This window comes from Streptomyces ochraceiscleroticus, from assembly GCF_000720485.1.
In the GTDB taxonomy this organism is placed as follows: domain Bacteria; phylum Actinomycetota; class Actinomycetes; order Streptomycetales; family Streptomycetaceae; genus Streptomyces; species Streptomyces ochraceiscleroticus.
The window spans coordinates 1-12,419 of sequence record NZ_JOAX01000023.1; the positions used below are offsets into that span (position 1 = coordinate 1).

8 protein-coding genes, 1 tRNA gene and 1 pseudogene are annotated in these 12,419 nt (G+C 71.4%); 7 read left to right on the forward strand and 3 right to left on the reverse strand.

The genetic code is table 11. The features are described from left to right. Positions 1 to 104: 104 nt before the first annotated feature. The 3 genes from IG84_RS0126020 to IG84_RS0126030 form a co-directional block, all read right to left on the reverse strand. Positions 105 to 1,661 carry a hypothetical protein gene (locus IG84_RS0126020; RefSeq protein ID WP_031062089.1) on the reverse strand — a complete coding sequence of 519 codons (1,557 nt, stop codon included), beginning with the start codon at positions 1,659 to 1,661 and terminating at the stop codon, positions 105 to 107. A 232-nt stretch (positions 1,662 to 1,893) separates the two neighbouring features. Next, on the reverse strand, positions 1,894 to 2,427 hold the full coding sequence (locus IG84_RS0126025) for a hypothetical protein (protein ID WP_031062091.1): 534 nt from the start codon (positions 2,425 to 2,427) through the stop codon (positions 1,894 to 1,896). A 135-nt stretch (positions 2,428 to 2,562) separates the two neighbouring features. Beyond that, positions 2,563 to 2,635 (reverse strand) — tRNA-Arg (locus IG84_RS0126030). A gap of 302 nt (positions 2,636 to 2,937) precedes the next feature. Between IG84_RS0126030 and IG84_RS0126035 the strand changes: the two genes are divergently transcribed. The 7 genes and pseudogenes from IG84_RS0126035 to IG84_RS0126065 all read left to right on the forward strand — a co-directional run bounded on the left by IG84_RS0126035 (position 2,938) and on the right by IG84_RS0126065 (position 12,416). Continuing rightward, positions 2,938 to 4,809, forward strand: a complete 1,872-nt coding sequence (locus IG84_RS0126035) for a dynamin family protein (protein WP_051862444.1) — start codon at positions 2,938 to 2,940, stop codon at positions 4,807 to 4,809. After that, entirely contained in the window at positions 4,806 to 6,491 is a 1,686-nt protein-coding gene (locus tag IG84_RS0126040) for a GTPase (RefSeq protein WP_078649418.1), read from the forward strand. Before IG84_RS0126035 ends, IG84_RS0126040 begins: the two co-directional genes overlap by 4 nt. Before the next feature lie 249 nt (positions 6,492 to 6,740). Then, positions 6,741 to 7,178, forward strand: a pseudogene (locus IG84_RS42390) (single-stranded DNA-binding protein); the annotation flags it as partial. 594 nt (positions 7,179 to 7,772) lie between these two features. Then, positions 7,773 to 9,191: a thioester domain-containing protein gene (locus IG84_RS0126050; protein WP_031062103.1), complete on the forward strand. Its 1,419-nt coding sequence runs from the start codon at positions 7,773 to 7,775 to the stop codon at positions 9,189 to 9,191. 390 nt (positions 9,192 to 9,581) lie between these two features. Further along, entirely contained in the window at positions 9,582 to 11,246 is a 1,665-nt protein-coding gene (gene ettA, locus IG84_RS0126055) for an energy-dependent translational throttle protein EttA (protein WP_078649420.1), read from the forward strand. A gap of 10 nt (positions 11,247 to 11,256) precedes the next feature. Then, on the forward strand, positions 11,257 to 11,709 hold the full coding sequence (locus tag IG84_RS0126060) for an acyl-CoA thioesterase (RefSeq protein ID WP_031062107.1): 453 nt from the start codon (positions 11,257 to 11,259) through the stop codon (positions 11,707 to 11,709). After that, positions 11,706 to 12,416 (forward strand): DUF8010 domain-containing protein, encoded by a 711-nt coding sequence (locus IG84_RS0126065; protein WP_031062110.1) that lies wholly within the window; start codon positions 11,706 to 11,708, stop codon positions 12,414 to 12,416. Before IG84_RS0126060 ends, IG84_RS0126065 begins: the two co-directional genes overlap by 4 nt. Positions 12,417 to 12,419: the final 3 nt, after the last annotated feature.

The window sequence follows — 12,419 nt, forward strand, 5'->3', positions numbered from 1 at the left end:
CCCTGGATCCCCCTACAGCCCCGCACCCCGAAGTTCCATGGAAGATCAGCCTGTAGTCCCGCCCCGACCAGTCTCTTTCGATTCGATGGTCGGAAAGCGAAGCCCTAATTCTTTTGCAGGGCACGGGTCACGCCCGCGATGACGGCCGTCGTCAGCTCCCAGCCAAGGGCCACCAGGGCGTAAGCCATCCATTGGAGGCCGCCGTCCGTCCAGTACCAGGCCGTGCGCTGCCCCAGGCCCCCGATGGGGATCAGGAGGTCGAGGGTGTAGACGAGGGGCTGGAACGGGGCGCCCTCGCCCCTTTTCACGGGCGTGGGGGAGTGCGCGCCGAAGGCCAGCGTGCCCAGCAGGGTCAGCACGAGGAGCCAGACGCCGGCCAGCCATGGGCGGTAGCCGTAGCCGACGGTCGCATCGAGCAGGTGTCCCCACGCACGCGCAGCCGGGTGCAGCGTGCAGCGGCGGTGGCGCTGCTTGGCCAGGAGGACCCGGCGGGCATCGTCGTCGTGGCCGGCCTTGCGGTACCAGCTCGCCAACTGCTCGTACGGCTGTGGGCTGTAGCCGGGGCTGCGCCGTATCCACGCCACGCGACGCGTCACGGAGTCCGGCTGCCGCACCGCCTCCCGTCGCTCGCCCGCCTCCGCCACCTTGATGGAGCCGTAGACAAAGCCGTCCAGCTCCACTACGTCCGGCCAGCTCTGGCCGCTGTCGTGGAGGTGGGAAACCTGCGCGCCGCGCAGGTCCACCGTGCCGGACGGCGACCGCGCGAGGGTGAGGTCGAAATCGACGGCCTGCATCAGCGTGGCGACCAGGGCCGGGGCGTCACCGTTGGGTGCCCCGTTCAGGAAAGCCCCCTCGAAGGTCAGGCTGTCCGAGACCTGGGCACCGCGCAGCCGTACAGTGCCGTTCGCGGTGAACCCTCGGGAAAGGTCGAGCACCGCGGCCACGGCATTGTCCAGGGCGAGCGCCACTCCGCGCGGGCCGGGGCGTTCCAGCCGCGCGCCCTTCATGAACAGCCCGCCCGGCAACTGCGCACCCAGCAAGCGGACTTCGCCGTGTGCGACGAATCCGTCCCGGCAGAAGATGCCTCCCTCGGAGACCAGGCCACCGGCCGCCATGGCCCACCCGCCGGGTGCGATCAGCTCGGCCCCGTTGAGGAGCACGCCGCCGGTCACGTGCGCCTTGGTGAGGGACAAGGCGGTGTTCTCATGGTCGAAAGGGGAGATGGGCCCGGCTTCCACGGTCGAACGGCGCAGGGCGAGGCGTCCCTCGATGCGGATCGAACCGGCTTCCAGGCCCGGCACGCGGCTCCCCAGGATCGCGATCGTCTGAGTCTGCGCCCCGAAGAGGTTCACACCCTCCTCGAACCAGCAGTCCTCGAACCAGAAGGGGTGGCTGATCTGCGCGCCGGCCAGGTTGAGGCGTCCGGAGATCCTTGCGCCGACGAGCGTCAGAGAGGCGACCGCGCCGGGCTGCGCGGCGTTGGCGCCGAGCAGCAGCGCCGCGATCACCGAGGCCCGGACGGTGCGCTCGGGCCCCCACTGCCCGCCGTCGGCAACGCGGTCGCCCTCGGGCGTACCCGCGCGCAGGTCCACGCGGTACCCCACGGGGAACGCATCCCACAGCTCACGTTCCGGCGGCGTCAACTCGTCGTATGAGAACACCCGAGCAGAGTAGTGATCTTCTCTTGCTCTCGGATTGCCCTGCTGCACGGGAAGCGAGGACGGGGGCGTGGCTCGCGGGGGCCGCACCGAGGCCGGAGGCGACCTCCTGGAGCTGACTCCCGAGGGGGGACCGCCCGCGTAGAGCACCACCGCGTATTCTCCGTGGCCACCCGCAGGAACCCGGTGACAGCGGACAGCCGAACAGGCGGCACCTGGCCGCCCGTTCGACAGATCAAGGACAGCCCTGTCGGTCCCGTGAAGGCGGGGTGGGGGAGCTTGCGGCGGAGTCGAGCTGCGCGTGGTGCGACTCCCGCCTGTGCGCCCGATCCCGGATGACTCGTTCCCGCGAGGACCAGCGGTAGCGCACCGCGTACTTCTTGACCGGGACCCAGGCGAAGAGCCCCGCGACGATCAGGCACGGCAGCAGCCCGAGGAGGGCCGGTACGGCGAGCAACACCACACCCAGCGCCGTCGCCACCGCGACATCCGTGGAGTCGCCCGTCTCGGATCCGGCGGCATCGATCACCATGGCGGGGACCAGGCCGGCGGTGAGCGTCACCAGGCCCGCACACAGCAGGAAGACGAGCGCCCGGCCGCGCGACAGATCCTCGCGGATCAGCGTTCCGAGGGCGTCCGCCTGGTCCCGCAGCCGGGACGCACGGTCCGGCCAGCTGTCCGGTGCGCCGGGGGACGCCGGTAGAGGAGCAGCCCGGAAGGGGGACGTGCGAGCGGGGGCCGGGGGGTGACCGTTGGTGGTGTTCGTCATGTCCGTTCTTGTGTCGCCCGCTCCGTCACCCGGTGTTCGGAGAGATGAAAGCCCGAGTGGCCGGCGTCTCCCCGCGGGTGATCGCAGGTACGCTGACCAGCGAAAAGGTCCTCCCATGGGGAGGACCTCGGAGAGCGCCCCCGGCAGGACTCGAACCTGCGGCCAAGTGCTTAGAAGGCACCTGCTCTATCCACTGAGCTACGGGGGCCGGGTGTGGACGTGGATCACGGACCGCGGACCAGGATAGGGGGCCGCGTGCCTCGTCCCGGTTGCTTCACCTCCGTGGCACGTTGTGGAGGTTCGGTGAAGCGGTCCCGATAATCGCAGGCAGGTACGAATTCTGCATCGGTTTTGGCGCCTCGTGGGACGGGTGTTGTGCACTCGTTATGCCTGAGCCCCTCCTGTCGCGGGCGCCTCACGCGCCACACATCCCATTTTGTGCTGGTTCGTACGGCGCGCACATAGGGCTATACGCTTCAAAAAGCTGTCGAAATTGGGCATTCTTCACATGTGGTGACCTTGGACGTAGGACCCCGGATCATCGACGCGCTCTCCGTGCTGCGTGACCGCGTCGCCGCCGCACGCTTCCCGCTCCCGCTCCCAGGGGTCGCGCGCGCCCGCCGCGACCGCGCCGAGTTGCTCGCTCACCTCGACGACTATGTGATGCCCCGTTTGCGCGCTCCTCAGGCACCGTTGCTCGCCGTCGTCGGCGGGTCCACCGGCGCCGGCAAGTCCACGCTGGTCAATTCCCTCGTGGGACGGCATGTCACGGAGGCGGGTGTGTTGCGGCCCACAACCCGTACGCCCGTCCTGGTGTGCCACCCGGACGACCGGCACTGGTTCACCGGGCCCCGCGTCCTCCCCGACCTCGTGCGCGTGTGGATGCCCGAGCAGGGGAGCGGCGGGAGTCACGCGGGGACGTACGGGAGTGCCCTTTACGGGGATGGAGGCGTGGGTGAAGGCGACGAGGGGGCGGAGGTCTACGAGGACGAAGAAGACGGCGGTGACGGGGGCGACGGGCCGGCGCCGCTGCGTATCGAGACGGACCGCGGCGTCACGAGGGGACTCGCCCTCCTGGACGCTCCGGACATCGACTCCCTCGTGGCGCGCAACCGGGAACTCGCCGCGGAGCTGATCTGCGCGGCGGATGTGTGGGTGCTGGTCACCACGGCCTCTCGGTACGCCGACGCCGTGCCCTGGCATCTGCTGCGCACCGCCAAGGAGTACGACGTCACGCTCGTCACCGTGCTCGACCGGGTGCCGCACCAGATCGCGCCCGACATCGCGGGCCGGTACGCGGCCCTGCTCAACCGCGCCGGCCTCGGGGACGTACCGCGCTTCACCATCCCCGAGCTGCCGGAATCGGCGGGTGGCGGCAGCGGTCTGCTGCCCGCCACCGCGGTCGCCGCGCTCCGCGCCTGGCTGGAGCGCCACGCCGAGGAGCCCGTAGCGCGCGAGGCGGCAGCGGCCCGTTCCGTGACCGGGGCGATCGCCTCCTTGCGCAGCCGGCTGCCGGCGCTGGCCGGGGCGTCCGCCGCCCAGCACGCCGCCGCGGTCCGGCTGGCCGACCGGGTCGACGACGCGTACGAGAAGGCGTCCGTACGGGTACGGAGCGCCGTGGCCGCCGGCGAGGTCCTCTCGGGGGACGCGCGCGCCCACTGGCGCGACCACGCACTCGGGGGCCGCCCCGACGAACTGCTGGACGCCCTCACGTGCGGGCTCACCTCCCTCTTGTGCTGCGCGGTGGAGGAGGCGGACGAGCGGACGGCGGAGGCGTGGCGGCGGGAACCGGCGGCGGGCGGGCTCGGCCCACCGGGGGGCGTGGGAGCGCCCGGTACCAGTGCTGTCGCTGGTGCTGGTACCGCCGCCGGACGGCTCGGCATTCTTGTGCGGCGCTGGCGGCGCTGCCTGGAGGAGCTCGCGGAGGACGAGGTACGCGAGGTGCGGGAGGCACGGGAGGCGGCCGCGGACGTACGAGGCGTGTTCGGCGGCGTACGGGCGCTGACGCGCGAGGCGCGCGGCGTACCGGGGGACGCGCGTGGGCCGGAACGGACGGGGGCCGCCGTACCCGAGGAAGCGGCAGCGCTGCTCGCCACCATGTTGCTGGGCGGTCGCCGGGCCCGTACGGCGGGCGAGAACCTCGCCGAGCTGCTCGGCGCGCACGGAGCGCTGCGGCTGCGGGACCGGGGCGGTGCGCTGCTGGACACGTACCTGGACCGGGCACTGGCGGGCGAGCGGGAACGCAGACTCGCCCCCCTGGACGAGCTGACCGTGCCCCCTGAGCAGCAGGCGGGGCTGATCGCCGCCCTGTCGGCGCTGCGCAGGGTGCCCGTACCGGGGCCGGCATCGGGGCCGGCCCCGGAGGGGGCGATGGCGAGATGAGTGGCACCTGCGGAGAGGGCTTCATGGTGAGCGGTGAGGGCGAGGACGCGGCCGGCTATGGAGGCGTACCACGAGGGCGGCGCACCGTGGAGGACGAACTGCAGCCACGGATCGACGCGCTGCGGGAACTCATCGGGCTGTCCCGGACGCGGCTGGACGGGCGGACGCTGGACGAGGCCGGGCAGGTACTGGAGGCGGCGGACGAGCGGTACCGGCTGTCGGGCGAGCACACGGTCGTGGCGGTCGCCGGAGCGACCGGCAGCGGCAAGTCGTCGCTCTTCAACGCGCTCGCCGGCGCACCGTGCTCCGAGGTGGCGGCGCGCCGCCCGACCACCTCGCAGCCCGTGGCGTGCGTGTGGCCGGGCGACCGGGCCGGCGCCGAGGGGCTGCTGCACCGGCTGGACATCCCCGTAGCGCAGCGCTTCGTACCCGCCCCGGAGCCTGCGGGCGACGAGGACCTGCGCGGACTCGTCCTGCTCGACCTGCCGGACCACGACTCGGCAGCGGCCGGCCACCGCGCCCAGGTGGACCGGGTACTGAAGGCGGTCGACGCCGTCATCTGGGTCGTGGACCCGGAGAAGTACGCGGACGCGGTGCTGCACGAGCGGTATCTGCGCCCCTTGGCGGGCTACGCCGAGGTGACCTTCGTGGTGCTCAATCAGGTGGACCGGCTGCCCGGTGACGCCGCTGACCAGGTGGTCGACGATCTGCGACGGCTGCTCGACGAGGACGGGCTGGCGCTCAGCGAACACGACGAGCCGGGCGCCACGGTACTCGCGCTGTCCGCGGCCACCGGGGAGGGCGTGGGTGAACTGCGGGACGCCCTCCGGCAGTTCGTCGCGGAGCAGGGGGCGGCGGGGCGCCGCCTGGCCGCGGACGTGGATGCCGCGGCGGAGCGCCTGCAGCCCGTATACGTGGCGGAGGGGCACGCCGGGCTGACCGAAGGGGCGCGGGAGGACTTCGAGGAGCGGCTCGCCGAGGCCGTGGGCGCCACGGCTGCCGGGCGCGCGGCCGAACGCGACTGGCTGCGCCATGCGGAACGTGCCTGCGCCACCCCGTGGGTACGGCTGCGGAGTTCGAGGCAGGGCGCGTCGCCCGGGCAGACCTCGCAGACCCTGCCCGGACGGACCTTGCCCGGGCAGGCATCGCGCGCCGTGACCGAGCAGGCGGTGCGGGCCGTGGCCGGCGAGGCGGCGCGAGGACTGCCCGTGCCGTGGGCGCAGGCCGTGCGCGAGGCGGCGGACAAAGGGGCGCAGGGGCTGCCGGAGGCACTGGACCGGGCGGCGGACACGGCCGACAGGGCGCTGCGGGCCGGGCCGCCGGCGAAACCGCGGTGGTGGACCGTGGCAGCGGCGGGTCAGGGCCTGCTGGTCGGGCTGCAGGCGCTGGGTGTGCTGTGGATGGTGGGCCTGTTCTGCGGGGTGGCGTGGGCAGCCAGGGGGCCGGGCTGGCTTCCGGCGCTCGTGCTGATCACGGCCGGTACGGTCGGCGGGCCCGCGCTGTCCTGGCTGTGCGGCGTGGCGGCGCGCGGCCCGGCGCGACGGTACGGGCAGGACGCCGAACGGGAGTTGCGGGCCGCGGCGGCCGGCTGCGGCCGGGCCCGGGTGCTGGAGCCGGTCGCGGCGGAGCTGCTGCGGTACCGGGAGGTGCGTGAGCAGTACGCGGTGGCAGCGGGGGTGTGAGCGGGGGCCGCGAGAGCGCGCGGGAACACGAAATCGCGGGTCACGAGAGCGCGGGCCGCGAGCGGATCACTCGTACGGGTGGCCGACTTTTCCCCGTTCCTTCCTTCTCCGGCGGTTGTCCCGGCGGTTGTCCACAGCCCCCGACGAGCTTTTGCGAACTCGTGCAGCATGAGTTCCAGGCGCGGTCGAGGGTGGGATCGACGACCGAGCCGGCGGAGACCAGGAAGAGCAGAAACGGGGGAGATGACGATGACCGACACGATGGTGACGCTGACGGGGAACGCGGCGACGGCGGTGGAGCACCGCTATACCAAGGACGGCGCGGCAGCGGCGAGGTTCCGGATGGCCTGCACGCCACGCCGCTTCGACAGGGAGCAGGGCCGCTGGACGGACGGCGTCACGAGTTTCTACACCGTGCGGGCGTGGCGCACGCTCGCGGACAATCTCGCCGCCTCGGTGGCGGTGGGCGAACCACTGGTCGTACGGGGCCGGTTGACCGTGCGCGAGGGGGAGCACCCGCCGGAGCGGGGCGGCGGCCGGTGGTTCGCGGCCGAGGTCGACGCCGTGACGATCGGGCACGACCTGACCCGCGGGACCGCCGCCTTCCGCCGCGCCGCACGGGCCCGTACGGAGGCGCTGTCGCAGCCCGGCCAGTCGCAGTCCGATCAGTCGCAGTCCGGCCCGCCGCCGTTCGGCGCGGCACAGTCCGGCTCGGTGCAGTCGGCCTCGGACGACGTGGCAGCCACCGCGTCCCTGTGGACGACTGCTCCGCCGGATAAGGGTGTTGAGACACGCGACGATGCCGGTCCGCTCGCAGCCGAACGGGCTGACACTTCCAACGGAACCAACGCAACTAGCAAAGCCGACGCGGAAAATGGCGATTTCACGAGTGGAACTCGGCACTCCGGCGCCGAAGGTGGCGATTCGGCATCCGCGATTGCCGTCCACACGAACGGAATTGGTGATTCCAGGACCGGAAGTGATTCGCCGGAGAAGGTGCCAGTGTCCTGAATTGCCCCCGGGGATTTGTCGATAATCCCAGGTCAGCGGGGCTTCCTTCGGTAACGATTGCGATTCGGATCGCTTGTCCGACGGTTGAGACCGGGGACGCTGTTGCGCTCGCTCTCTAGGATCCACGAGTACTCACGGGGGCCGATCATCACGAGTACTCACGGGGACTGATCGTTCCGTTCGGCGACCGTTCCGTTCGGCTGTTGAGTTCTTGCGTTCTTTCCGGCGGGGCCACCTCCCAATGACCTGCCCCGCCCAGAGGGGAATTTCATGATTTCTGTGAAGAGGCGCGGTGCGGCCCGCCTTGCCGCCGCGGTCCTGGCCTCCGGCCTGGTCGCGGCGGGTGCGATAGCCACCGCGGGGCCTGCCGCCGCGGACGACGCGCCCCCCGGGCACAGCGGAGTGACCGCCACGCTCGGTGGTCTGACGACGTACGACCAGGCCGTCATCCACGACCACGGCCGGGACCAGAAGCTCGGTGCCGGGCTCTTCGAGATGGCTGTCGACGGGGGCGGCTCGCTCCAGACGTACTGCATCGACATCCACAACCCGACGCAGGACCAGGCCAAGTACCAGGAAGTGCCCTGGAGCCAGTCCTCGCTGCACGACAACACGGACGCCGGCAAGATCCGCTGGATCCTGCAGAACTCCTACCCGCAGGTGAACGACCTGGCCGCGCTCGCGGGCAAGGCCGGCTCCGGGACGCTCACGGAGAAGACCGCGGCGGCCGGTACGCAGGTCGCGATCTGGCGCTTCTCCGACCACGCCGACGTCGACGCGGCCGACCCCGCGGCGGAGAAGCTGGCGGACTACCTCCAGAAGAGCGCGCAGGACCTCGCGGAGCCGACGGCGTCCCTGACGCTCGACCCGCCCGCGGTCTCCGGCAAGTCCGGCAGCCGCATCGGCCCGGTCACGGTGCACACCAACGCCCAGAGCGCGACGGTCACCCCGGCGGCGGACGCCCCGTCCGGCGTCTCGATCGTCGACAAGGACGGCAAGGCGGTCGCCAAGGACGGCAAGCCGCTCGGCACGGTGTCCAACGGCTCGCAGCTCTTCTTCGACGTGCCGGCCGGTGCGGAGGACGGTGCCACCTCGATGACCGTCCAGGCCGCGACGAAGGTGCCGGTCGGCCGGGCCTTCACCGGTGTCGGTGATCACGCCAAGAGCCAGACGCAGATCCTCGCGGGCTCCAGCGAGTCCACGGTCTCCGCGGTGGCCGGCGCTTCCTGGGCGAAGCAGGGCGCGGTTCCGGCGGTCACCGCCGAGAAGAACTGCGCCAAGGGTGGCGTCGACATCACCGTCAGCAACAAGGGTGACGAGGTGTTCGGCTTCCAGCTGTCAGGCAAGGACCACGAGGTCGCGCCGGGCAAGTCCGAGACGGTGACCGTGCCGGTCGGCGAGGACCAGTCGTACGAGATCACGGTGAAGGGCGCGGGCGGCTTCTCGAAGACGTTCTCCGGCGTCCTGGACTGCAAGACCGCCGGCAGCGGTGGCGACAGCAGCCCGTCCCCGGCTCCGTCCGCGCACCCGAGCCCGGCCTCGGCCGGTGGTACGGGCGGCGACTCGGCGGGTGACCTGGCCGAGACCGGTTCCAGCAGCGCCACGCCGATGATCGCGGGCGTCGCGGTCGTGCTGGTCGTGATCGGCGGTGCGGCGGTGTTCTTCGTCCGCAAGAAGAAGACGGTGTGACGCAGTGCGTCAGTGAGCCGGTGAGTGCCGGTAAGCAATGCCGGTGTGACCCAGTAGGTACGGCGGGAGCGAGCAGTACCCGCGGTACGAACAGTAAGAAGCAGTAAGAAGCAGTAAGCAGCAGACCGGCGGCCCCGGAGCGCGCTCAGCGCCCCGGGGCCGTCGACGTCCGCCACCCCGGCCACCCCGGCGGCCTCAGCGGCCCCGCGCTCCGGCCGCCCCGGCGGCCCCGCGTCCCGCCATTTCAGCCCGCGCCAGGTGTCCACTCCCCGTGCACCCGGCCTCACTCCGAGTCGCTCTCGCGAGCTACCCGTTTCCTTCTGGGGACGGGCGTACGGCAAGATGGGTAGTACTGCCCACTTCCAGATCCAGACTGCCGGACGGTTTCTCTTGGCTGAGTTCATTTACACCATGCGCAAGGCGCGCAAGGCGCACGGCGACAAGGTGATCCTCGACGACGTCACCCTGAACTTCCTGCCGGGGGCGAAGATCGGTGTCGTGGGCCCCAACGGTGCCGGTAAGTCCACGGTGCTGAAGATCATGGCGGGCCTGGAGCAGCCGTCGAACGGCGACGCGTTCCTGTCGCCCGGTTACAGCGTCGGCATGCTGCTGCAGGAGCCGCCGCTGGACGAGTCCAAGACGGTCCTGGAGAACGTCCAGGACGGCGCCCGCGAGATCATCGACAAGCTCAAGCGCTTCAACGAGGTCGCCGAGCTCATGGCGACCGACTACTCCGACGCGCTGATGGAGGAGATGGGCAAGCTCCAGGAGGACCTCGACCACGCCAACGCGTGGGACCTGGACACGCAGCTCGAGCAGGCCATGGACGCGCTGGGCTGCCCGCCCGGCGACTGGGGCGTCACCAAGCTCTCCGGTGGTGAGAAGCGCCGCGTCGCGCTCTGCAAGCTCCTCCTCGAGGCCCCCGACCTGCTGCTCCTCGACGAGCCCACCAACCACCTGGACGCCGAGTCCGTGCAGTGGCTGGAGCAGCACCTCGCCAAGTACGCCGGCACCGTCGTCGCCGTCACCCACGACCGGTACTTCCTCGACAACGTGGCCGAGTGGATCCTGGAGCTGGACCGCGGCCGTGCGCACCCGTACGAGGGCAACTACTCCACCTACCTGGACAAGAAGGCCACGCGCCTGAAGGTCGAGGGGCAGAAGGACGCCAAGCGTGCGAAGCGTCTGAAGGAAGAGCTGGACTGGGTGCGGTCCAACGCCAAGGGCCGGCAGGCCAAGTCCAAGGCGCGTCTGACCCGGTACGAGGAGATGGCGGCCGAGGCCGAGAAGACCCGGAAGCTGGACTTCGAGGAGATCCAGATCCCGCCGGGCCCGCGCCTGGGCAACGTCGTCGTGGAGGTCGAGAACCTCAGCAAGGCGTTCGGCGACAAGGTCCTCATCGACGACCTCTCGTTCAGCCTGCCCCGTAACGGCATCGTGGGTGTCATCGGCCCGAACGGCGCCGGTAAGACCACGCTGTTCAAGATGATCCAGGGCCTGGAGTCCGCGGACTCCGGTTCGATCAAGGTCGGCGACACGGTCAAGATCTCGTACGTGGACCAGAACCGCGCCAACATCGACCCCAAGAAGACCCTGTGGGCCGTGGTGTCGGACGAGCTGGACTACATCAACGTGGGCCAGGTCGAGATGCCGTCCCGCGCGTACGTCTCCGCGTTCGGCTTCAAGGGCCCGGACCAGCAGAAGCCGGCCGGCGTGCTGTCCGGTGGTGAGCGGAACCGCCTCAACCTGGCGCTCACGCTCAAGCAGGGCGGCAACCTGCTCCTCCTCGACGAGCCGACCAACGACCTCGACGTCGAGACCCTGTCCTCGCTGGAGAACGCGCTGCTGGAGTTCCCGGGCTGCGCCGTGGTCGTCTCCCACGACCGCTGGTTCCTGGACCGCGTCGCCACGCACATCCTGGCGTACGAGGGCGAGTCCAAGTGGTTCTGGTTCGAGGGCAACTTCGAGTCGTACGAGAAGAACAAGATCGAGCGGCTCGGTCCGGACGCCGCCCGTCCGCACCGCGCCACCTACAAGAAGCTGACCCGAGGCTGAGGCTGATCGCGTGCGACACGTCTACTCCTGCCCGCTGCGCTGGGCGGACATGGATGCGTTCGGCCACGTCAACAACGTGGTCTTCCTGCGCTACCTCGAAGAGGCGCGGATCGACTTCATGTTCCGGCTGGCGCCGGGGGACGGCAGCCCGTCGTTCTCCGGCGGGTCCGTCGTGGCCCGCCACGAGATCGACTACGTCCGCCCGCTGGTCCACCGGCACGCGCCGGTGACCATCGAGTCCTGGGTGACCCGCATCACCGCGGCGTCCCTGACGATCGCGTACGAGATCAAGGACGAGGACACCCTGTACGTGCGCGCCTCGACCGTCGTGGTGCCCTACGACCTCGAAGCGGGCCGTCCTCGGCGGATCTCCGCCGAGGAGAAGGCGTTCCTGCAGGAGTACATGGACGAAGCTGACGACGCCGGCAGCGCGGGCAAGCAGTCGGAGGCCGTCGCCGCATGACGGTCCTGCGCCTCGCCGACGACGGGGAGGCGGCGGACCTCGCCGCCTTCCTGTCCCGGCTGCTGCATTACGACCGTGCGGCGGCGGTGCGCCTCCAGGCGGCCCCCGCCGGCGGTGCCGGGGACGGCGGCGTGCTCGCCGTCTTCGGCCGGCCGCCGTCCTTCGAGGTACTGGCCATCCGTACGGCGCGCCTCGCCGAGCCGGTACGGCTGGACGCGACCGTCTCGGCAGGCGAACTGCTCGACGGCATCGACGAGGCGGCCGGCACGCTCACCGTCCCCGCCGAGGTCACCGGCCCGCCCTGGGCCGGGGTGCTGCCGCCGCAGGGCGGCTGGCGGCGGGTGCCGGGGCTGCCCGCGCCCGACGCGCTGGGCCGGATGCTCGCGGTCTCGGTCGCCGAGTTCCGGGCCCGTGACGGGGCGCTGCCGCCCGAGCAGCGGACCCGGGCGGAGCGGGACCGGATCGGCCGCGAGATCTGGTCGCGTACGGTCGGCGACACGCACCTCCCGCTGCGCGCCGTGCACGCCGCGCAGTCCCTGGGCTTCCTGCGCCCGGTACGCACACCGGTCGGTGCCGCGGGCACCGGCCCGCTCCCCGAGCCGTACACCTTGCTCGAGGCGGGCGGCTGGCTCCGGCTGCGTACGCCGCTCGGCTCGGTCGCCGTCCGTACGGGCGGGCTCCAGGGCCTGTCGGTCACGCCCGCCTGACGA

Excerpts from the sequence above, each read along its gene's own strand:
- IG84_RS0126050 (WP_031062103.1), top strand. The coding sequence starts at position 7,773 with ATGATTTCTGTGAAGAGGCGCGGTGCGGCCCGCCTTGCCGCCGCGGTC.
- IG84_RS0126025 (WP_031062091.1), bottom strand. The coding sequence starts at position 2,427 with ATGACGAACACCACCAACGGTCACCCCCCGGCCCCCGCTCGCACGTCC.
- IG84_RS0126065 (WP_031062110.1), top strand. The coding sequence starts at position 11,706 with ATGACGGTCCTGCGCCTCGCCGACGACGGGGAGGCGGCGGACCTCGCC.
- IG84_RS0126040 (WP_078649418.1), top strand. The coding sequence starts at position 4,806 with ATGAGTGGCACCTGCGGAGAGGGCTTCATGGTGAGCGGTGAGGGCGAG.